At 67.2% G+C, this 21,116-nt stretch carries 15 protein-coding genes, 1 tRNA gene and 1 pseudogene; 8 read left to right on the top strand and 9 right to left on the bottom strand.

Annotated features, from left to right (window positions below; translation table 11 throughout):
- Positions 1–168: 168 nt before the first annotated feature.
- The 6 genes and pseudogenes from PV772_RS20260 to PV772_RS20235 form a co-directional block, all read right to left on the bottom strand.
- Positions 169–1,983: pseudogene (locus PV772_RS20260) on the bottom strand (glycoside hydrolase family 15 protein); the annotation flags it as partial.
- Between the two features lie 91 nt (positions 1,984–2,074).
- Complete coding sequence (locus PV772_RS20255; RefSeq protein WP_141160578.1) at positions 2,075–3,196, bottom strand: enolase C-terminal domain-like protein; 1,122 nt, start codon at positions 3,194–3,196, stop codon at positions 2,075–2,077.
- A 3-nt stretch (positions 3,197–3,199) separates the two neighbouring features.
- Positions 3,200–4,990, bottom strand: a complete 1,791-nt coding sequence (locus PV772_RS20250) for a thiamine pyrophosphate-requiring protein (protein WP_347887358.1) — start codon at positions 4,988–4,990, stop codon at positions 3,200–3,202.
- Positions 4,991–4,992: 2 nt separating this feature from the next.
- Positions 4,993–6,648 carry a GMC family oxidoreductase gene (locus tag PV772_RS20245; RefSeq protein WP_347887357.1) on the bottom strand — a complete coding sequence of 552 codons (1,656 nt, stop codon included), beginning with the start codon at positions 6,646–6,648 and terminating at the stop codon, positions 4,993–4,995.
- Positions 6,645–7,283 carry a gluconate 2-dehydrogenase subunit 3 family protein gene (locus PV772_RS20240; RefSeq protein ID WP_347887356.1) on the bottom strand — a complete coding sequence of 213 codons (639 nt, stop codon included), beginning with the start codon at positions 7,281–7,283 and terminating at the stop codon, positions 6,645–6,647. Before PV772_RS20240 ends, PV772_RS20245 begins: the two co-directional genes overlap by 4 nt.
- Positions 7,280–7,747: a hypothetical protein gene (locus PV772_RS20235; protein WP_210418927.1), complete on the bottom strand. Its 468-nt coding sequence runs from the start codon at positions 7,745–7,747 to the stop codon at positions 7,280–7,282. The genes PV772_RS20240 and PV772_RS20235 overlap by 4 nt, the downstream gene beginning before the upstream one ends.
- A gap of 90 nt (positions 7,748–7,837) precedes the next feature.
- Here PV772_RS20235 and PV772_RS20230 point away from each other — a divergent pair, with 90 nt between their 5' ends.
- Complete coding sequence (locus tag PV772_RS20230) at positions 7,838–8,338, top strand: MarR family transcriptional regulator (RefSeq protein ID WP_141160575.1); 501 nt, start codon at positions 7,838–7,840, stop codon at positions 8,336–8,338.
- Positions 8,339–8,458: 120 nt separating this feature from the next.
- Here PV772_RS20230 and PV772_RS20225 read toward each other — a convergent pair whose 3' ends face one another.
- Entirely contained in the window at positions 8,459–9,421 is a 963-nt protein-coding gene (locus PV772_RS20225; RefSeq protein ID WP_347887355.1) for an aldose 1-epimerase family protein, read from the bottom strand.
- Positions 9,422–9,435: 14 nt separating this feature from the next.
- The gene (locus PV772_RS20220) at positions 9,436–10,482 is read right to left on the bottom strand and encodes a glucose 1-dehydrogenase (protein WP_347887354.1); all 1,047 of its coding nucleotides are present in this window, start codon (positions 10,480–10,482) and stop codon (positions 9,436–9,438) included.
- Between the two features lie 223 nt (positions 10,483–10,705).
- On the opposite strand from PV772_RS20220, the gene PV772_RS20215 reads away from it, so the two are divergent.
- The 4 genes from PV772_RS20215 (at position 10,706) to nrfD (ending at position 16,659) form a co-directional block, all read left to right on the top strand.
- A complete protein-coding gene (locus PV772_RS20215) occupies positions 10,706–10,978 on the top strand; it encodes a hypothetical protein (RefSeq protein ID WP_347887353.1) in 273 nt (90 codons plus the stop codon).
- 166 nt (positions 10,979–11,144) lie between these two features.
- Positions 11,145–14,477, top strand: a complete 3,333-nt coding sequence (gene fdh, locus PV772_RS20210; RefSeq protein WP_347887352.1) for a formate dehydrogenase — start codon at positions 11,145–11,147, stop codon at positions 14,475–14,477.
- Positions 14,478–14,575: 98 nt separating this feature from the next.
- On the top strand, positions 14,576–15,571 hold the full coding sequence (locus tag PV772_RS20205; RefSeq protein WP_141181495.1) for a 4Fe-4S dicluster domain-containing protein: 996 nt from the start codon (positions 14,576–14,578) through the stop codon (positions 15,569–15,571).
- Positions 15,568–16,659: an NrfD/PsrC family molybdoenzyme membrane anchor subunit gene (gene nrfD / locus PV772_RS20200; RefSeq protein WP_347887351.1), complete on the top strand. Its 1,092-nt coding sequence runs from the start codon at positions 15,568–15,570 to the stop codon at positions 16,657–16,659. The genes PV772_RS20205 and nrfD overlap by 4 nt, the downstream gene beginning before the upstream one ends.
- A 21-nt stretch (positions 16,660–16,680) precedes the next feature.
- Here nrfD and selD read toward each other — a convergent pair whose 3' ends face one another.
- Positions 16,681–17,706: a selenide, water dikinase SelD gene (gene selD, locus PV772_RS20195; protein WP_141160569.1), complete on the bottom strand. Its 1,026-nt coding sequence runs from the start codon at positions 17,704–17,706 to the stop codon at positions 16,681–16,683.
- A 43-nt stretch (positions 17,707–17,749) separates the two neighbouring features.
- On the opposite strand from selD, the gene PV772_RS20190 reads away from it, so the two are divergent.
- From PV772_RS20190 to selB, 3 genes are all read left to right on the top strand, one after another.
- A tRNA-Sec gene (locus PV772_RS20190) sits at positions 17,750–17,844 on the top strand.
- 36 nt (positions 17,845–17,880) lie between these two features.
- The gene (gene selA, locus PV772_RS20185) at positions 17,881–19,212 is read left to right on the top strand and encodes an L-seryl-tRNA(Sec) selenium transferase (RefSeq protein ID WP_347887350.1); all 1,332 of its coding nucleotides are present in this window, start codon (positions 17,881–17,883) and stop codon (positions 19,210–19,212) included.
- Between the two features lie 3 nt (positions 19,213–19,215).
- On the top strand, positions 19,216–21,012 hold the full coding sequence (gene selB, locus PV772_RS20180) for a selenocysteine-specific translation elongation factor (RefSeq protein ID WP_307356726.1): 1,797 nt from the start codon (positions 19,216–19,218) through the stop codon (positions 21,010–21,012).
- The last annotated feature ends 104 nt before the right edge of the window (positions 21,013–21,116 follow it).

The following is a 21,116-nucleotide window of genomic DNA, read 5'->3' as shown; positions in this document are numbered from 1 at the left end:
GACGCTCTCCCGCGGACCCGGACGGGCCTGCTTTCCGTGCAGGACGGAAGGAGCGGGACTTGTGCGGGGGGCGCCGCGGCGGTGGAATCCATCAGGTGTCCCGTCGCTCCTGGCCCCACGCGGAATATTCTCTTATTCAATAGCAACTTTTGCGTATACGCAAGAGATTTAGGCTGGTGAGGCATTTTTTTCCGGACCTTCGGGGCCGGAGGCGTAGCCAAGTTGCAAGGCACAGTGGACGAGGGGGAAATGACTGAAAGCCTGTGGAGTGTTTCCAAGTTGGCGGTGGTTCTTGGGGTCCCATTCTTCACTGAGCAGGCCCACATCGTTCCGGAGTGTCAACAGACGTTCGAACAGGTCGGTGGCCTGCTCGCGGCGTCCTATTCCCAGGAGCGCGTCGACCAGCCAGAAGGAGCAGGCGAGGAACACGCCCTCGGTGCCGGGCAGCCCGTCATTGGCCGCTTCCGGGTGGTAGCGCAGAACGAAGCCGTCCCGGGTGAGGTTCTTTTGGATAGCTTCGACAGTGCCGGTGACGCGTGGATGGTTGCGTGGCAGGAACCCGACGCGGGGGATAAGCAGCAGGCTGGCGTCGAGTTCGGTGCTGCCGTAGGACTGGACGAAAGTGTTGTGCTTTTCGTCAAAGCCCTGGGCCATGACGTCGTCGTGGATCTGCTTCCGCAGCGCAGCCCAACGATCCCGGGGACCCGGCAGCCCGTACTGCTGGACGCCTTTGACCATCCGGTCAGCGGCGACCCAGGCCATGACCTTTGAATGGGTGAAGTTGCGCCGGGGGCCCCGCATCTCCCACAGCCCGTTGTCCGGCTGGTCCCAAGCTCCCTCTAGGTATTCCATGAGCGCCACCTGGATGTCCCAGGAATCATCCGCAGCACCGTTAGGGGCAGCGGCCCGTGTGAGCGCGAGGCCGTCGAGTACCTCGCCCCACACGTCCAGCTGAAGCTGCGGTGCCGCCGCGTTTCCCGTTCGGACCGGCTTCGAGCCCTCAAACCCCTTGAGCCATGGAAGTTCGGCCTCGGGCAGTCGGCGGGTGCCGTCGATCCCGTACATGATCTGCAGATCGGCGGGGTCGCCTGCGACGGCCCGCAGCAGCCATTCCCGCCACGCAGCTGCTTCCTCGGTGTAACCGCATGCGAGCAGGGACTGCAGCGTCAGGGTGGCGTCCCGGAGCCAGCAGTACCGGTAGTCCCAGTTGCGGCTGCCGCCGGGGTCTTCGGGCAGGGACGTGGTGGGGGCCGCCACGATGCCGCCGGTAGGGGCATAGGTCAGTGCCTTGAGGGTAATGAGGGACCGTTGGACGGCGTCGTGATAGCGGCCGGCAGTGGTGTTGCGGCCGGTCCACTGATCCCAGAAAGCCTGCGTGGAAGCCAGGGCCCGGTTGGGGTCGGTCCGGTCCGGAACTGGCTTCCAGCTCGGTGCCCAATGCAGGACGAAAGGGACCCGCTCACCGGCCTTGACGGTGAATTCGCTGATGGTCCGCATGTCCTGGCCCCTCGCGGGCGCCGGGGTGCTGAGGTAGGCGGCGTCCGGACCGGCAATGGCGCTGATGCCGTAACCCATGCGCCGGACCCAGGGAACGATGCGCCCGTAGTCGAAGCGGAGCAGCAGCTCGCCTTTCATGCGTACGCTCCCGTTGAGACCCTCCACTATGCGGACCATGTCGACAGAGTCATCGCGGGCAGGCATGAAGTCCGTGACCCGCACGCTGCCGTCTGCAGTGTCCCATTCCGTCTCCAGGATCAGGGTTCCGGGCCGGTAGCGCCGCCGGGTGCAGTCGCCGGCCCCGGCCGGTGCCAGAAGCCAGCGTCCCGCCTCCGGGGAGTCCAGGAGTGCCGCAAAGCAGGCCGGCGAATCGAAATTTGGCAGGCACATCCAGTCGATGGATCCGTTGCGGCCAACCAGGGCTGCTGTGTGCAGATCACCCACCATTGCATAGTCGCTGATCTCCGCCATCAGGCACCCCCGGAGGTGGGTCGACCGTCCGGTTCATTGTGCGGTGTCTCCATTGAAGGGGTCCTTCCTGGCGCTGTGAGCTTTGTTGGCGGGCCGCGGCGGCTGGTCAGCCGACCCTGTATCCGTCGGCGTCCGCGGTACGGAGCGAGAGGCCGTTGCCGCTGCCCGCTCCGGGGCTGAGCCACCCGCCGTCGGGGTCCAGCGTTCCATCGAAGAAGAGGCTCTCGATGCGGACGTGGTCGTGGAACCATTCCAGGTGCCGGAAGTTGGGGGTGGCGGCGGCTACGGCGGCGCTCAGGTTGGGAGCGCAATGGCCGGAGACTTCCAGGCCGTGGGCAGCGGCGAGCGCGGCGACGCGGAGCCATTCGCTGATGCCCCCGCACCTGCTCACATCCGCCTGCAGGCAGTCGACGGCACCGGCCGCGCACATCCGCAGGAAGTAGGGAAGCCCGGTTCCGTACTCGCCGGCGGCCACGTCGGCGTCGACGGCGTTCCTGACTTCCCGCAGCCCGGGCAGGTTGTCGCTGGAGACCGGCTCCTCGAACCAGGAAACGTCTTCGCCGGAAACCGCGCGCATTACGCGGACCGCCTGCTTGGCTGTGTACGCACCGTTGGCGTCGACGAAAAGTTCCACGCCAGGGCCGACGGCGGCGCGCGCCTGGTGGATCCGCTCCAGGTCCCGCCGGACGTCCGTCCCGTTGTCCTGTCCAATCTTGATCTTTACACGGGGGATGTGCTGTCCGAGGGCCCAGCCTTCGAGCTGGTCGCGCAGCTGGGTTTCCGTGTAGGTGGTGAAGCCGCCGCTGCCATAGACCGCCACCTTGTCCCGGACGGCGCCGAGCAGCTTGTGCAGCGGAAGGTCCAGAAGGCGGGCCTTCAGGTCCCAGAGGGCGCAGTCGACGGCGGATACGGCGTAGGACGCGAGGCCTGTTCTTCCCGGGTTGCGGACGCAACGCGCCATGGCCGCCGCGGCGGCGGGAACGTCGAGGGCGTCGATGCCGCACACGGCAGGACCGAGAAGGTCCTCCACCAGGGCTGCTGCCGCCGGGGGACCGTAGGTCCAGCCCAGTCCGGTCTTTCCGCCCGCTGCTGCCTGGACCAGGACCATGGTGGTGGAGTCCCAGCTGAACGTGCCGTCCGCTTCCGGCCCCTCCGTCGGAACCGTGTAGGTCGCCGTCTGGACATCGGCGATGGGAACCTCTGCACTGTCCGGCGCGGTCCTGGCCACCGGTCAGCCCCCCTTGTGCGGCAGGAATTCCTGGATCTTGGTCTTGACCCCTTCCTTGACCACGCCCCAGGCGCTGTCGTCGCCCTTGATCATGGCCTCCGCGCTGTTCCGGGCCTGTTCGAAGGTGGCGTGTGGGGGGATGGGTGGAATGTCGGGATCGGTGCGGACGTCCAGCAGGGTGGGCCGGTCTGTGGCGAGGGCCTTCTCCCAGGCCGGCCCCACGTCGTCGGGATCCTGCACGTGGATGCCCAGCAGCCCCAGGCTTTCTGCGAAGCCGGCGTAGTCGACGTCGGGCAGCGCCTGGGACTCGCGGAAGGCAGGCACACCGCCCATGGCACGCATTTCCCAGGTGACCTGGTTCAGGTCGTTGTTATGCAGTACAGCCACCACCAGCCGGGGGTCGCTCCATTCGCGCCAGTAGTGCTTGATGGTGATCAGCTCGGCGAGCCCGTTCATCTGCATGGCTCCGTCCCCGGCGAAGGCGATGGCGGGCCGGTCCGGATGGGCGAACTTGGCGCCGATGGCGTAGGGGACGCCGGGGCCCATGGTGGCCAGGTTGCCGGACAGCGAACCCCGGACCCCGTCCCGGAACTTGAGCTGCCGGGCGTACCAGTTCGCCGACGAACCGGAATCGGCGCTGAGCATTGCGTTCTCCGGGAGCCGGGTGGACAGTTCTGCGAACAGCCTCATGGGGTTGATGGGGTTTGCACTGACCATGGCTTCTTTGTGCATGGTTCCCCACCAGCGGCTGACGGACTTCTCCAGGTTCTCCTGCCAGGACCGGTCCTGCTTGCGGTCCAGGTGCGGGATCAAGGCGCGCAGGGCGGTGGCGGCATCGGCCACGATGTTGAATTCGTTGGTATAGCGCAACCCGATCATTTTCGGATCGATATCGATCTGCACACCGCGGGCCTGGCCCGGTTCGGGCAGGAACTGGGTGTACGGGAAGCTGGAGCCTATGGTGAGCAGCGTGTCGCAGTCCCGCATCATTTCGTAGCTGGGCCGGGTGCCCAGCAGCCCGATGGATCCTGTGACGTAGGGCAGGTCATCAGGCAGGGAGTCCTTGCCCAGCAGGGCCTTGGCCACCCCGGCTCCGAGCAGGTCGGCCACTTCCTTGACTTCTGCGGCCGCGCCGCGTGCGCCCTGCCCGATCAGGATGGCCACCTTGGAGCCCTCGTTCAGGAGCTCGGCGGCAGCACCGATTGAGCCGCTGTCCGGCTGGATCCCCGGCCAGCGGATTCCGACGCTGGAAGGCACCATCTTGAATTCGTGGGTGGGTGCGGAATATTCGAGTTCCTGCACGTCGGCCGGGATGATCACAGCAGTGGGCGCCCGCTGGGCCTCGGCGATGCGGATGGCCCGGTCGATGACGTTGGGCAGTTGCTGGGGAACAGTGACCATCTGGACGTAGTCGGAGGCCACGTCCTTGAACAGGGTCAGCAGGTCCACCTCCTGTTGGTAGGAGCCGCCCATGGCGCTCCGTGCCGTTTGGCCGACGATGGCCACCACGGGAACATGGTCCAGCTTCGCGTCGTAGAGCCCGTTGAGCAGGTGGATGGCGCCCGGGCCGGAGGTGGCCATGCACACGGCAGGGTGCCCGTCGAACTTGGCGTAGCCCACAGCTTCGAACGCGGCCATCTCCTCGTGGCGCGCCTGGATGAATTTCGGCCAGTTGCCCGCCTTGCCGAAGGCGGCCAGGATGCCGTTGATGCCGTCTCCGGGGAAACCGAAGACCTTGTCCACGCCCCACTCACCCAGCCGGGAGAGCAGGTAGTCAGCCACTGTAGTTGCCATGATCAGTCTTCCTTTTCACTCGCCGGGGCGCCCTTGCGGGCGCCCCGGATCAGGACGCGTGCGGCGCGGGCCGCCAGCGCCATGATGGTCAAGGCCGGGTTCGCGCTGCCCTGGGTGGGCAGCACGCTGCCATCGGTAACCAGCAGGTTGGGTACTGCGAAACTGCGCAGGTTACGGTCCACCACCCCGTCCCGCTCACCGGCGGCCATGCGGGCCCCGCCCACCAGGTGCGCATAGCGGTTGATGGTGATGACCTCCTCCGCTCCGGCAGCGGTGAGGATCTGTTCCATGACTTTCTGTGCGGCGGACATCAGCCGCCGGTCGTTGTCACACTGGCTGTAGGTGAAACAGGCCACGGGGATGCCATTGCGGTCCGTTTCCTCCGCAAGCGTCACCCTGTTTCCTGCAAGGGGCAGGAACTCGCAGAGGGCACCCAGGCAGGCCCAATGCGGGTAGTCGCTCATGTACCGGCGCAGCGCCGGACCCCAGTGGCCCTGCGCCGCAACATGCTCCGCCCAGGTAATCGGAAGGGGCGAAACAGTCTGGATGGAGAAGCCACGCTTGTACGGCTTCCCGGGGTCTGTTTCGTAGAACTCCTCCGTGCTCACTTCCGGGGGCGGGGCCTTCCACATCCGGACCTCTGCCTGGAACCGGCCCGCGGTCTGCGGCGCGCCCTGCACCATCAGGTACCGGCCCACCTGGTCGAAGTCGTTGCACATGCCGTCCGGGAACCGTGGCGAGGTGGAGTTCAGCAGAAGCCGCGGAGTTTCGATCGAGTAGCCGGCCACTGCCACCATCCGGGCCCGCTGGAACCGGCGGAGGCCGCCATGGACATATTCGACGCCGGTCGCCAGGCCTGTGTGCTCGTCAAACCCCACGCGCGTGGCCATGGAGTCGGCCCGGATTTCGGCGCCGTGGGCCAGGGCGTCCGGGACATGGGTGATCAGGGGAGAGGCCTTGGCGTTGACTTTGCAGCCTTGGAGGCAGAAGCCGCGGTAGATGCAGTGCGGGCGGTTGCCGAATCGGCCGTTGGCGATGGCCACCGGCCCCACCTTTGCGGTAATGCCGCAGGCGTTCGCACCTCTGAGGAACAGCTCACCGTTCCCGGATACCGGGTGCGGCCGGTGGGGGTAGCTGTGCGGATCGCCCCACGGCCAGTGCTCCCCGGCCACGGGCAGTTCGCCTTCGATGTCCTCATAAAACTCCCGGAGTTCGGCGTACTCCAACGGCCAGTCCGCGCCCACTCCGTCCTCGCTCCACGTGCGGAAATCGCTTGGATGGAACCGGGGCGTGTACCCGGCGAAATGAACCATGGACCCTCCCACCCCGCGGCCCGAATTGTTCGAGCCCAGCGGCACCGGATCCTTGCCCGTGATCACCCGGGGCTCGGTCCAGTACAGATGGTGGGAGCCGGCTTCGTCGCTGACCCAGTCCTGCTCGGGTTCCCAGAACGGACCCGCCTCCAACGCCACCGCCCGCCACCCGGCCCGTGACAGGCGCTGCAGCAGTGTGGCGCCCCCGGCACCGCAACCCACAATGACAATGTCCACCTCCTCCTCGTGGCGGAAACGGCGCATGTCCTCGCGCAGCAGCAGGTTGCTGCCAGGTCCGGCGGGCAAGAGCCAGGCTGACTCGTTCCGGCTGCGCAGGGTGCTCACGAGCCGGTCCTTCGGGTGGGGTCTGCACCGGGGCGGATGTCGCGCACTTCGAACGGCTCCAGCCGGTCCACACCCAGGTTCTTGTAGCCGCGCGGGTACGCCGGGCCGGCAAAGCCGATCTCATCCCAGGCCAAGGGATGGGAGTAGAACGCTGTGCAGGCGTACCGGGTCCACAGACTCCAGACCCGGTCCGCCGGAAGCCCGTGCCACAATTCCTGCTGCAGATCGCAGACGTCCTGCAGCAGGGCCGCCTGGTGCTCCGGATCCAGCAGGGCGAAGCTGCAGCCGCCCCGCGATCCCGCTTCGGAGTCCAGCGCAGCGAGGGTGGCGCGCCAGGCTTCACCGTCGCGGGGCATATTGCCGTAGTGCCAGCCGTCGGTTTGCTCCTCCGCCAGCCGGGCGTCCACCATGTTCACCACCGGGACCCGCGGCTCGTCGTGCTGGTCCAGCAGCAGGTCGAAGAGGGTTCGTGCCGCAGCTTCCTCAGCCGGCGTGAAGAAGCGGATGTCCGGAGGCAGCGTCATCCGGGACTGCACGACGGAGGCCGTCACGGGGTCCCAGTGCCGCGCCTGGGCGAGGGTGCTGAAGCCCGGGTACCGGCCGCCGTCGTCTTCGCCCAAGGGGAGCGCGCTCACGGTTCCCTCCGCAAGACCGAGGCCAGGACACCCATGCCCCCTACCATTGTCACCAACAGCGGGGCGAACAAAGGCGGACCCATCTCCAGGTTGTAGCGCAGGTTGGACAGGCCGCCGGGCTTCTGCCTGATTCCCCGCAGGTGCAGCCAGGTACCCTGCAGCCCGTTCGCCACAATGGCAGCGCTGGCCAGCGGGAGTGCCGTTTTGGCCATGCGGCGGCTGAAGACACCGGCAACGCCCGCGGCCGCGCCAACGGGGCCAAGAGCCACGGGTGCCCACATCCACTTGTTTCCGAAACTCGCTTTGTCGTGCTCAAGGAATACTTCCGCGGCGGTCACCAAGGCGCCTGCCGCCGTCAGCGCGGCAAGCGACCGCTCAAACCGTCCGGTCCGTACATTCCGGATGAGCCTGTCGATGCCGTGTAGTGTTCCGGCCGCGGCCCTTTCTGCCTGGTGTGTTCTCACGATTCTCCTTACCTGCGGAAGGTCCCGTACTGGGTGACGTGGAACCTTCAAACTTTGCGGGAGAGCAACCAGCGGAGGAAACTGGTCCCCATGGATGCTGCTGGTGGACCTGAGCCCACGCCGGAACCTTCGAGCCGGGAAGTTGAGGCGGTGATGCTGGCCGCCGACACCCTTTTGCGGGTCGTGGCCCGCTCAGTGGCCGAGGTCGAGGATGTGGTGAACACTCCGCAGCTGCGCGTCCTGGTCCTCATCCACACCCGTGGACCGCAGAACCTTGGCGGGGTGGCAGCCGAACTGGGCGTGCACGCCTCCAATGCCACCCGCATCTGCGACCGCCTGGTCGCTGCCGGCCTGCTGGAGCGGAGGGAGGATCCTGCGGACCGGCGATACGTTCGCCTGGAACTCAGCGTGAAGGGAAAGTCCTTGGTGGACTCGGTGCTGGACCACCGGCGGCAGGCGATTGCGGAGGTCATTTCGCGTATGCCGTCGGGCCGCCGCCCAGCACTGGCTGCGGCCTTGGAAGCCTTCGCGGCCGCCGCCGGTGGCCAAGGCACTTCGGACGGCCGCTTTACCTTGGGAGCCGGCACCTGAAGTCGCCGGTTTCTGCTGCGGCAAGACATACTTCATTCAACTCCCATAGTTGCGTATACGCAATAGTTAGTGTTTTGCCTTCGATTGGAAAAGGCGCGGCGGCTCCTGGCCGCGCAGCACCTAGACCGGCCGTATGCCCCATTCGGCAGAGTGGGATTGCCCGGGTTCGAGTGTGGTCAGGCCTTCGCCGGAATTGAAGGCGTCAGGGGCGCATGTCATGGGTTCCACTCCCAGCCCGCTGCGGTGCCGCTCCTGCTTGGGAAGAGTGTCCCCGGTGAAAATCTCCAGGTACGGGTAAGCCTCGTCCACCCATAGCTCGACTCCTCCGGAGTGGTCCGGACGCAGGAGCTTTACCCGGGCGCGACCGTCACCGTCCCGCACCAGGCCGGTGTAGGCGACATCGACGTGCCGTCCGCCGAGCTGTTGGAGTTCCCGAAGATCATAGGCAGTGCCGTCCACTTGTTCATGCCCGGTGGGGATGCCCCGCTCATCCACCGGGAGGAAGGTGTGGCCGGGCACCTGGACCAATGCGGAGTCGATGGAACCCCGGCGCCCCACGCCCGTACTGAGATAGGGATGCGCCCCGGTGCCGTAGGGGCACGGTTCCAGGCTGCGGTTCACTGACGTAGTGCGAACTCTCAACCCGCCCTCGCCAATCCGGTAGTCCAGGCGGCAGTCGAGCACCCAGGGCCATCCCTGGCAGGCGTGCAGGGTGTATGCGAACGAGATTGCATCCTCCGTATGGTGCAGCACGGCCCAGTTCCGCCAACGTGTCAGCCCATGGATCGCTCCGCCCTTGTCCGGCTCGCTCAGGTCAAGCTGGAGGCGCCTGCCTTCCCAGTTGTAACTGCCGCTGCTGATTCGGTTGGGCCACGGAATGAGGGACTGCCCGCGCGCGCCCGTGCACATGGCCTCCGGACCGTACCCATCCAGCAGGCTCCGGCCGTCGTGTTGGTATGTCCGCAGGGCGCCTCCAACCTCGGTCAAAATGACCTCGTGCCCGCCGGAGGCTATTGCATATTGCCGCCCCGAAGGGAGCCGGCGGTCGGTTCCGGGGTCCCTATAGGATGGTTCCTTGGTCATGGCGGCGGCCTCCTTTAGTGGGTCAGGTCCAGGACGACCTTGACGTCGTCGGACCGGTGCTGGAAAGCATCAGCGAAGTCCGCCAAAGGAATCCGCCGGGTGATGAGGCGTCGCAGCCAGTCGTGATCTGCCTTGGCAAGTGCCTGGGCGGCAGCGTCATAGTGGCGCCGATTGGCGTTGACGCTCCCAAAAACCACTCCGTTCATGAGCACCTCCTCCCGGTTGAGGGCGCCGACATCCACCTTTGTCTGTTTTCCGGTCCCCGAGACGCCGGTGAGGCAGGTGATGGCGTCCTGGTCCCGGCACTTAAGGGCATCAAGGACCACCTGGGTGACTCCGGTGCATTCGACCAGGACGTCGGGCTTCAGGCCTGATTCCGGGAGGGGTTCGCTGTGGTAGGACGCCCCCAGGTCGCGGACAAGCTGTGGTTTCAGTCCGTCCGTGACGACGTCGAACACATGGACCTCAAGGCCCTGTTGGACTCCTAAGAGTGCCGCGAGCAGTCCAACGGGTCCCGCGCCGGTAACCACCACCGTGTGGGGGTCGAAAAAGGCGCGCTGCCCGATTCTGTTGATCTGTTCCCAGGCCTTGGCAACAATCGTGGTGGGTTCGAGCAGGACCCCCGCGTCCTCCAGGCCGGAGCCGAGCTTGACCATGGCATCTGCGTCCGCCCGCCAGTGCTGCCGCGCGAAACCGTCCAGGCCCTTGATGCCGTGCTCGGTGTAGTTGCCGTTCAGGCACATGTCCCATTCACCCGCGGCGCAGGCCTTGCAGGGTTCCGGGTCAGGGCGGCGGACAATTCCCACCACCAAGTCACCCTTTTCCAAGCCGGACGCCGGGGGAGCGTCCACCACCCGGCCAAGATTTTCGTGCCCAAACACCAGGAAGTCCTGGCCCGGCGGCGCTTCCCCGTATTCAGCCTTGATGATCTCGATGTCGGTCCCGCAGAGCCCTACCGCCAGTGCCTCCACCAGCACCTGGCCCTCGTTTTCGGGCGGCTCCGGGAGGTCGCGAAGGCGTAAAGAGTCTGTTGACCCCGGTGTCACTGTCAGTGCACGCATCGTCTCTCCTCAAGTGGACAGTCCGTACAGCCAGTCTCGTTCGTTATTTGCGGTTACGCAATGATCAGTGGGCTGCGAATATTTGCTGCTGCTCGGTGGTCCAGTACGCAGCCGTGCAGGTGATGTCGGCCTCCAGTCGTGCCGGAAGGGAATATTGCGGCCCGCTTCCGCCTTGTCAATGGTGAGGCGCCGACCGGTGGCTGCCTCACCCGAAAGGACTCCCTTGCCCGTAGCTTTCATTCCATTCACCATGCACGCGTCCGCGCGGCATGACCACCGACGCACCTTCCGCACCGACATCGAACGCCTGACCGACGGACACCTCCGGTCGACGCCCCTGGACGTTATCAGGTCAACAAACACCCAGGCTGTGTTCCGCGGCGCAGTGCCGAAAGGCGCGCATACAGCCACGGAGGCCAGCCTGGCCCGGTACCTCCAGGACCGGCTCGCAAGCGAGAACATCCACCTCGACCTCAGCGTCAGTATCGAACGGTAAACCAAACGTGCAGCGCGGGCCACCGGGCTGTCACACTGGCCGCTGCAGCCCCGGGATATCCGGGCCGGCAACGGCTTTTTGGTTTTAAGCCGGACGCTTGCATGACCACAGGACACGCCTCGCCCCGTCCTGTTGCTCGGGCTGCTCTCTGGGATATGCTCCAGAAATGGCACCGCGAAGTTTTCTTCAATGGCCGGTCGTCCGTCAACTGACCACGGGCGACCTCTTGGGCCGTGGACCGTCGGTAACCTCGGCCAGGACGAAGGCCATTGCCCCCCGGACCGCAACTGCCGACCGCGTCGTGCAAAGTGTGTGCCCCTACTGCGCAGTGGGATGCGGGCAGCGCGTCTACGTCAAGGACGAGAAAGTCATCCAGATCGAAGGCGATCCGGATTCACCGATTTCCCGCGGCCGGCTCTGCCCCAAGGGTTCCGCCAGCGAGCAACTGGTAAATTCGCCGGGCAGGCAGACCAAGGTCCTTTACCGTGCGCCGCGATCTACCGAATGGCAGCGCCTGGACCTGGCCACCGCCGTCGAGATGATCGCGGAGAGGTTCATCGAAACCCGCCGCCGGACGTGGCAGCAGGAAGATGAACACGGCCGGCTGCTGCGCAGGACCATGGGCATCGCCTCACTGGGCGGCGCAACCTTGGACAACGAAGAGAACTACTTAATCAAGAAGCTCTTTACGGCTGCCGGGGCGGTGCAGACCGAGAACCAGGCGCGTATTTGACACTCCGCAACGGTTCCCAGTTTGGGAGCCTCGTTTGGACGCGGTGGCGCTACGCAGTCACTGCAGGACATGGCCAACGCCGACTGCATCATCATCCAGGGTTCCAACATGGCCGAGTGCCATCCCGTGGGATTCCAGTGGGTTGCCGAGGCCAAGGCCCGCGGAGCCAAGGTCATCCACATCGACCCCCGGTTCACGCGGACGTCCGCGGTTTCGGACAAGCACATCCCCATTCGGGCTGGATCTGACGTTGTGCTGCTTGGCGCGCTCATCAACTACGTGATCGCCAACGACCTCTGGTTCAAGGAGTACGTCAGCGCGTACACCAACGCTGCCACCCTGGTCCACGACGATTACCGGGACGCCGAGGACCTGGGCGGCCTGTTCTCCGGATTCGACCCGGAGCGGCGGGCCTACGACACATCCTCCTGGGGTTACGCCGAAAAAGACGACGGTGTAATCGACGACCCTGGTTCCGGATCTGAACATGGCGCCGATGCCGGGGCGCGTGCCCACGGCGACACGTTCGGCAGCGGTGGTCCGCCCATGGAACATGCCCAAGTACTGCGTGACGACACCCTGCAGAACCCCCGGACGGTCTTCCAGATCGTGAAGCGGCACTATGCCCGCTACACGCCTGAGATGGTCCAGGACATGTGCGGCATCAGTGTCGCGGACTTCGAATACCTGGCGCGCACCATCACTGAGAACTCGGGACGCGACCGGACCACCTGCTTCGCATACGCCGTGGGATGGACCCAGCATTCCCTGGGAACACAGTTCATTCGCGCCGCAGCGATCCTGCAGCTCCTGCTCGGAAACGTGGGAAGGCCGGGCAGTGGAATCATGGCCCTGCGCGGCCACGCCAGCATCCAGGGCTCCACCGACATCCCAACCCTGTTCAACCTGCTGCCCGGATACCTGCCGATGCCGAGCGCGGGCCGCCACGACACCCTCGAAGAGTATCTGGCGGTTGTGGGATCCAAGCAGCAAAAAGGCTTCTGGGCCGACGCGGACGCCTACACCATCAGCCTGCTCAAGGCCTGGTGGGGGGAGGCAGCAACGGCAGAGAACGACTGGGCTTTTGACTACCTTCCGAGGCTCACCGGCGCCCACGGGACGTATGAGACCGTGATGGGCATGCTCGAGGACCAGGTGGAGGGCTACTTCCTGCTCGGCCAGAACCCGGCGGTCGGCTCGGCGCACGGCCGGATGCAGCGCCTGGGAATGTCGCACCTGAAGTGGCTGGTGGTCCGGGACCTGAACATGATCGAGTCGGCGACCTGGTGGAAGGACGGCCCGGAAATCGAATCAGGGGAACTCCGCACCGAGGACATCGAGACCGAGGTCTTCTTCCTGCCGGCAGCAACGCACGTGGAGAAGGCCGGGTCCTTCACCCAGACCCAGCGGCTGCTTCAGTGGCGGCACCAGGCGGTGGCCCCGCCGGGGGAGTGCCAGAGCGAACTGCAGTTCTTCTTCGAACTGGGCAACCGGATCCGGGAGAAGCTGGCCGGCTCGCAGGACGAGCGTGACCGTCCGCTGCTGGACCTGACGTGGGACTACCCCACGGACGAACACGGCGACCCCGACGCCGAGGCAGTGCTGGCCGAAATCAACGGCCGCCACATGGCCGGTGCCGACGCCGGCAAGCCCCTTTCCGCCTACACCGAACTGCGCGCCGACGGTTCCACGGCTGCCGGCTGCTGGATCTACACGGGCGTCTATGCCGACGGTTTCAACCACGCTGCCAACCGCAAGCCCGGCCGGGAGCAGGGGCCCGCGGCTTCCGAATGGGGTTGGGCGTGGCCCGCGAACCGGCGCATCCTGTACAACCGGGCCTCGGCCGACCCTGCAGGTAAACCCTGGAGCGAGCGGAAGAAGTACATCTGGTGGGACCAGGAGCAGGGTAAATGGGTGGGCGACGACGTGCCCGACTTCCCGGTCGACCTGGCGCCGGACAGCAAACCCGATCCGTCCGTCGGCGGTCCGGCCGCACTCAGCGGTGACGACCCCTTCATCATGCAGGCCGACGGCAAGGGCTGGTTGTTTGCGCCGAAGGGCCTGATGGACGGGCCCCTTCCCACGCACTACGAGGCGCAGGAATCGCCGGTTGCCAACGCGCTGTACCCGCAGCAGCAAAACCCGGCAAGGCTGGTGTTCCCCCGCGCGGACAACCTCAGCGCGCCGAGCGCCGGTACCAGCGGGGCAGACGTCTACCCGTTCGTCTTCACCACATACCGGCTCACCGAGCACCATACGGCGGGTGGAATGAGCCGCTGGCTCCCGTACCTGTCGGAGCTGCAGCCGGAGATGTTCTGCGAGGTCTCGCCCGAACTGGCCGCCGAACGTGACCTGGAGCCGTACGGGTGGGCCACCATCATTTCGCCCCGCTCCGCCATCGAGGCGAAGGTGCTTGTCACTGACCGGATGGCGCCCCTCAAGGTCGGCGGCCACACCGTGCACCAGATCGGGCTGCCCTACCACTGGGGCGTCGGCAGCAACGCAGTCGTCAGCGGGGACGCCGCCAACGACCTGCTGGGTGTGACGCTGGATCCCAACGTACAAATCCAGGAATCCAAGGTGGCCTCCTGCGACATCCGTCCGGGGCGCCGGCCGCGGGGCAAGGATTTGCTGGCCTTGGTGGCCGAGTACCAGGCGAGGGCCGGGGTAACCACCGCGACCAGCAACCAGGCGGTCACTGACCCTGCTGCGGAGGGCATCGAACCCGCTGGCGGCAATGGCCACGCCGATGGTGGGCCGCGATGATGGGAGTCATCGTTGGCCCCGCCGACACAAACCTTGCCCGGCCCGGAACCCAGCCCCAGTGCAGCGTTCCGGGCATCGACCCGACGTTGGAGAACTAGATGGGCCAGCTGTCCGGACCGACCGACCCCACCGCCGATGCCCATTGGGAGCACAACCATCCGCGGAAGGGATTCTTCACCGACACCTCGATCTGCATTGGCTGCAAGGCCTGCGAAGTGGCCTGCAAGGAGTGGAACCACAACCCGCAGGACGGCAACCTCGAACTTCTGGGGTCCTCCTACGACAACACCGGTTCGCTGGGCGCCAGCACGTGGCGGCATGTCGCCTTCATCGAACAGGGCCAGGAACGCATTGTCGAAGCCCGCGAATCGGGACGGGCCCTGGTCAGCCTGGGCATGCCCCGGATCGGGCCTCCCACCCCGGCTGCGATAGACCAGGCTGATACCACCCCGCCGGACACCGCCGATTTCCGCTGGCTGATGTCCTCCGACGTGTGCAAGCACTGCACCCATGCCGGGTGCCTGGACGTCTGCCCCACCGGCGCGCTGTTCCGCACCGAGTTCGGCACCGTGGTGGTGCAGGACGACGTCTGCAACGGCTGCGGAACCTGCGTGGCCGGGTGCCCGTTCGGCGTCATTGAACGCCGCAGCAACGGCACCGTCAAGGTCGCCACCAGCAGGGAGGACCAGCACGCCAAGCATCCCGCCGTCCCCAACGAGGGCATCGCCCAAAAGTGCACGCTGTGTTACGACCGCCTGGTGGCCGACGAGACACCGGCGTGTGCAAAGGCGTGCCCGACGACGTCCATCAAGTTTGGCGACCACGATGCCATGGTGGAGACGGCCCGGGAACGCGTTGACGCCCTGCACGCACAGGGAATGACCGAGGCCAGGCTGTACGGCGCGAATGAAAACGACGGCGTCGGCGGCACCGGATCGGTGTTCCTCCTCCTGGACGAACCGGAGGTCTACGGACTTCCACCGGACCCACGGGTACCCACCGCTGACCTGCCGACGATGTACCGGCGGGCTGGCCTGGCAGTGGCGGGAATGGCCGCGGCGGCTGCGCTGGCTTTCCTGGGAGGACGCGCGTGACACTTTCCGAGTTCGACAGTTTCCGGCCATCCGAACCTGCCCGCCGTCGCCGTGAGGGTGGCAAACGTGGCTCCGGCCGCCGTCGGGACAGCGGTGACGGTTCCCGGGAAATGCCGATGGTTCCGGAGCCGGAATTCACTTCCTACTACGGCCGTCCGGTGGTTAAGCCTGCCCCCTGGGGCGATGACGTCGCGATCTACCTTTTCCTGGGTGGCGTGGCCGCCGGATCGGCTTTCCTTGGCCTCGGCGGGCAACTGACCGGACGCCCGGTGCTGCGCAGAAATGCGCGGCTGAGCGCCCTGGCTGCAGTGGGCGCCGGCGCAGTTTTCCTGGTGAAGGACCTGGGCCGGCCGGAGCGGTTCCTGCACATGCTGCGGACTTTCAAGGTCACCTCGCCGATGAGCGTCGGCTCGTGGATCCTCAGCGCCTTCAGCGCCGGCGCGGGAGTATCAGCTGTGGCGGAAATCGACCGGATGAGCGGAAACCGGCTGCCCTTGGGTCCCTTGCGCAAAGTGCTGAAGGCGGTCGAAGGACCAGCCGGCATCGAAGCCGCAGTTTTCGCCGGACCCCTGGCTGCCTACACAGCCGTCCTCCTGGGCGATACTGCCACACCGACGTGGAACGCCGCCCATGAGGAACTGCCGTTCGTTTTCGTGAGTTCCGCCTGCCTGGCCTCTGCCGGCCTGGCCATGGTCACGACGCCGGTAAGCGAAACAGGTCCGGCGCGGAATCTCGCCGTGCTGGGCGTGTTGGGCGACGTTGCGGCCATGAAGGTGATGGAGCACCGGATGGACCCGGTTGCCGCCGAGCCGCTGCACCAGGGCAAGGCCGGGACAATGCTCAAATGGAGTGAGCGGCTGGCCGTCGCCGGCGGCCTTGGCGCGCTGCTCGGCGGACGGAACCGTATGGTGGCCGCGGCCTCGGGACTGGCGCTGCTTACCGCTTCGGCACTGACCCGGTTCGGTGTGTTCGAGGCGGGCCTCGCCTCGGCCAGGGATCCAAGGTACACCATTGAACCGCAAAAGAACCGGCTGGCGGCCCGCCGCGCGGCCGGGGTCACCGGCGATTCAATTACCACCGGCAGCTGACCGGCTGCCCCTAAGAGGGCCTCAACGGACTTCGATGCCCTGCCCGGCGGTGGTGTGGCCAATGACGGGGTGCCCCGGCAGCTCGCCTACAACGAGCAGGCCGCCTGAGGTTTGGGCATCAGCCAGGAGCAGCAGGTCGTCGTCACTGACGCCGGCGGCGGCGCTGAGATGCGGCCGGACCCAGTCCAGGTTGCGCCGGGTACCCCCGGACACGAAACCGTCCCGGAGCGCCTCGCGGGCTCCCTGGATCACCGGTACCGAGGCCAGGTCAACCACCGCCCCGACGTCCGAGGCCCGGACCATCTTGTAAAGGTGTCCAAGAAGCCCGAATCCGGTCACGTCGGTTGCCGCCCTGACACCGGCAGCCACCGCGGCGTCGGCCGCGTCGCGGTTCAGGGCAGCCATGGTTTCCACGGCTTCAGGGAACACCTCGCCGGTCTGCTTGTGCCGGTTGTTGAGAAGTCCGACGCCGATTGGCTTGGTGAGCGTAATGGGCAGTCCGGGCCGGGCGGCATCGTTGCGCAGCAAACGGTCCGGATGCGCCACGCCCGTCACTGCCATGCCGTACTTTGGCTCAGGGTCATCAATTGAGTGGCCCCCAAGAACCGGACAACCCGCCTGCGAGGCTACGCTCAGCCCGCCGCGCAGGACTTCGGTCATCAGCTCCATGGGGAGGACGCCCCGGGGCCAGCCGATGAGGTTGATCGCCGTGATTGGCCGGCCGCCCATGGCGTAAATGTCCGAGAGCGCATTGGCTGCGGCGATCCGGCCCCAGTCGAAGGCGTCGTTGACCACGGGAGTGAAAAAGTCCGCCGTGGTCAGGACGGCAAGGTCCTCACGCACCAGGACCACCGCCGCGTCGTCGCCAGTGTCGAGGCCCACCAGTACCTCGGCTCCGGGCTGGCCGATCAGGCCACGGACCGCGTCTTCGAGCTCGCCCGGAGGAATTTTGCAGGCGCAGCCACCCCCGTGGGCATAGTCGGTGAGCCGGACTGCGCCGGCGGCACCTGCATCGAGTTGCTGGATTGACGTCTGGGCCTCATTCACCTGCCCAGCGTACCTTCAAGGCAATCCTGCTATATTGAGGCGCGGTGGCGTCCGGGTCCTGGTGGGCCCCCCGGTCTTCAAAACCGGTGCGGCTGAGCATCTCGGCCTGGCGGGTTCGATTCCCGTCCGCCACCGCCAACTTTCGGCAACGAATGCCGCGATACGAGGAGGGCTGTGGACCAGGTCGATCCCCGGCGCCTGATTCCCCGCACGAATGACCTGCTGGCACTGCCGGCGGTCCGCGAGGCCCGCACCCGGCTGAACGGGCGCATCATCCGCGAACTCGTCCGGGATGTCCAGGAGCAGGCCCGGAGCGGCGGGCTCCCGGCCGGCCAGGTGGAACCTGTCCTGCTGGCTGCCGTCGCTGCCCGGACGGCAACAACCCTGCGCCCGGTCTTGAACGCCACCGGTGTCATCGTGCACACCAACCTGGGGCGTGCGCCGCTTTCCGAAGGCGCTGTTGCCGCCCTCGTCGCGGCCAGCGGCTACGTGGACGTGGAGCTGGACCTGTCGGACGGCAGCCGTTCACGCCGCGGCGCCGGAGCCCGCGCCGCCCTCCTCGCTGCATGTCCTGCGGCCGAGGACGCGCTGGTGGTGAACAACGGAGCGGCAGCACTGGTGCTCGCCACGACGGCCCTGGCGGCCGGCCGCGAGGTGGTGCTGAGCCGGGGCGAACTGGTGGAAATCGGTGCCGGGTTCAGGCTCACCGAGCTGATGGAATCCACGGGTGCAAGGCTTCGCGAAGTAGGCACCACCAACCGGACCCACCTCCATGACTACGCCGGGGCGCTCGGACCGGATACCGGGTGCATCCTCAAGGTCCACCCCAGCAATTTCCGTGTTGACGGCTTTACCTCGGCTGTTCCCATGGCTGAGCTGAGCCGGCTGGCTGCCGGCAACGGGGTACCCCTCGTGGCTGACCTCGGCAGCGGACTGCTGGCACCGGACCCGTTCCTGCCGGATGAACCGGATGCCGCCACCGCTTTGGCGAGTGGGGCCGACGTCGTGATTGCCAGCGGCGACAAACTGCTGGGCGGCCCCCAGGCCGGCCTGCTGCTGGGCCGCAGGGAAGTCATCGCGCGGCTGGCGCGCCACCCGCTGGCCCGCGCGGTCAGGGCCGATAAACTTGCCCTTGCCGCCCTGGAGGCGACCGTTGCCGGCGGCCCGCCGCCGGTCGTCCAGGCGCTGCACGCCGACGCCGGGCAACTGCGCCGCCGAACTGACCGGCTGGCCCGGGAACTTGGTGCAGCCGTGGTCCCGCATGACGGCAGGGTAGGCGGCGGAGGTGCCCCGGGGGTTCCCCTGGCCGGGTGGGCACTCCGGCTCCCGGAAGGCGTCGCCCGGCTCCTGCGGACCGGGGATCCGGCCGTGCTGCCGCGCGTCCACGACGGCTTCTGTTTGGTTGACCTGCGGTGCGTCCCCGAACGGGACGACGCCCGGATCGCCGCGGCCGTACGGGAGGCGTTGGCAAGCCTCGAAGCCGCGGATGCCGGCAGGGCGGGCTGAGCGGTGCACGTCGTTGCCACAGCCGGACATGTCGATTCCGGTAAAAGCACCCTGGTCCGTGCCCTCACCGGCATGGAACCGGACCGCTGGGAGGAAGAACGCCGCCGCGGCTTGACCATCGACCTTGGCTACGCCTGGACCACGTTGCCCTCCGGGCAGGATGTTGCGTTCGTCGACGTACCCGGCCACGAACGGTTCCTCGGAAACATGCTGGCCGGCATTGGGCCGGCGCCGGTGGTCTGCTTCGTGGTGGCCGCGGACGAGGGCTGGCAGGCCCAGTCCAGCGACCACCGGGACGCCGTTGCTGCGTTGGGCATCGACCACGGCGTCGTGGTGCTGAGCCGGGCAGACCGGGCCACGGGGCAGCAGGTTGCAGACGTGCTCTCGCGGACCCGCGCAGAGCTGGCCGGGACAGGGCTGCGGGATGCTCCCGCGGTGGTGGTGTCCGCCATCGACGGGACCAGGCTTCCGGAGTTACGGGCAACGCTCGACGACGTCCTGGCCCGGGTGCCTGCCCCGGTCACCACCGGGCGGGTCAGGTTGTGGGTGGACCGCTCGTTTACCATCACCGGTTCCGGAACCGTGGTGACCGGAACCCTGGCGGCAGGAACGCTGGCCCAGGGCGACCGGCTGGAACTGCTCGGGCACACCGGTACCCGGACTGTGGTGGTCCGGGGCCTGCAAAGCCGTGACACCTCCTACCCTTCCGTGGAGCCGGTAAGCCGAGTGGCATTGAACCTGCGCGACGTTGCAGCGACGGACGTCCGGCGCGGAGACGCCCTGGTCTCCCCGGGCGCCTGGCCCACCACGGCCGTGGTGGGCATCCACCGCACCACCGGGGCGGCATACACGGACGTACCGGAACAACTCATGGTCCATGTCGGCACCGCATCCGTGCCGGCCCGGCTGCGTCCCTTCGGGGCGGACCACGCCCGGCTGGTCCTCGACCGGCACCTGCCCCTGGTCCTGGGGGACCGGCTGGTGCTGCGCGACCCCGGAAGCCGCACCGTGCTGGGCGGCGCACGCATCCTCGATGCCGACCCCCCGGTCCTGCGGCGGCGCGGTGACGGTGCCCACTGGGCCCAGCGCCTTGCGGGGATGGATCCCTCAGGTGATGTGCTGGGGGAAGTGGCGGCCCGCAGGGCCGTGCAGCCAGACCGCCTGCGCCGGCTCGGACTGCTGTCCGGGCATGACGCCGAGGCACCCGCCGGCGTGCAGGTCATCGAGGACTGGTGGGTGCACGCTCCCGTCTTTCAGTCCTGGCAGCACCAGCTGCGCGCCGCGGTCCAGGCGCTGCAGGAGCGGGACGCCCTGGCACCGGGCCTTTCCATGGGCGCCGCACGGGACCTCCTCAAGTTGCCCGACGAGAAGCTGCTTTCCCACGTCATCCTCGGGGCCGGCCTGGAACAGGACGGCGGCCACGTCCGGATTCCCGGGAGCCAGGGCAACCTTGGACACATCGAGCCGGCCATCGCCAGGCTGGAGGGCAGGCTCGGCGTGGACGCCTTCCGCGCCCCCGAAGCCGATGAGCTGGCGGCACTCGGCCTGGGTGCCCGCGAGCTCGCCGCGGCCGAGCGCACCGGACGCATACTGAGGCTGCGCGACGGGGTGGTGCTGCTGCCCACCGCACCGGCTCTGGCCATGCGCACCCTCGCCGGTTTGGAGCAGCCCTTCACCACGAGCCAGGCGCGCCAGGCCCTCGGCACGACACGCCGGATAGCCGTGCCGCTGCTGGAACACCTCGATGCCCGCGGCTGGACCAGGAGGCTCGACGCCGGGCACCGCACCGTAGTGCGCTGACCCGCCGTCGGCCGGGAAAGCCGCCGGCCCCGGCTAGCTGTATTGACCACAGACGTTAGTGACGCCCGGCGTGGTTTGGTGACATGAAGAAGACCTCCGGGTGG

The sequence above is a fragment of the Pseudarthrobacter sp. CC12 genome (assembly GCF_039907755.1).
In the GTDB taxonomy this organism is placed as follows: domain Bacteria; phylum Actinomycetota; class Actinomycetes; order Actinomycetales; family Micrococcaceae; genus Arthrobacter; species Arthrobacter niigatensis.
Note: the sequence above shows the minus strand (reverse complement) of the source record. Positions and strands in the feature narration are given on the sequence as shown.

Bases quoted from the DNA above. Each gene is read 5' to 3' on its own strand.
- PV772_RS20250 (WP_347887358.1), bottom strand. From the start codon at position 4,990: ATGGCAACTACAGTGGCTGACTACCTGCTCTCCCGGCTGGGTGAGTGG.
- PV772_RS20230 (WP_141160575.1), top strand. From the start codon at position 7,838: ATGGATGCTGCTGGTGGACCTGAGCCCACGCCGGAACCTTCGAGCCGG.
- PV772_RS20225 (WP_347887355.1), bottom strand. From the start codon at position 9,421: ATGACCAAGGAACCATCCTATAGGGACCCCGGAACCGACCGCCGGCTC.
- PV772_RS20220 (WP_347887354.1), bottom strand. From the start codon at position 10,482: ATGCGTGCACTGACAGTGACACCGGGGTCAACAGACTCTTTACGCCTT.
- PV772_RS20205 (WP_141181495.1), top strand. From the start codon at position 14,576: ATGGGCCAGCTGTCCGGACCGACCGACCCCACCGCCGATGCCCATTGG.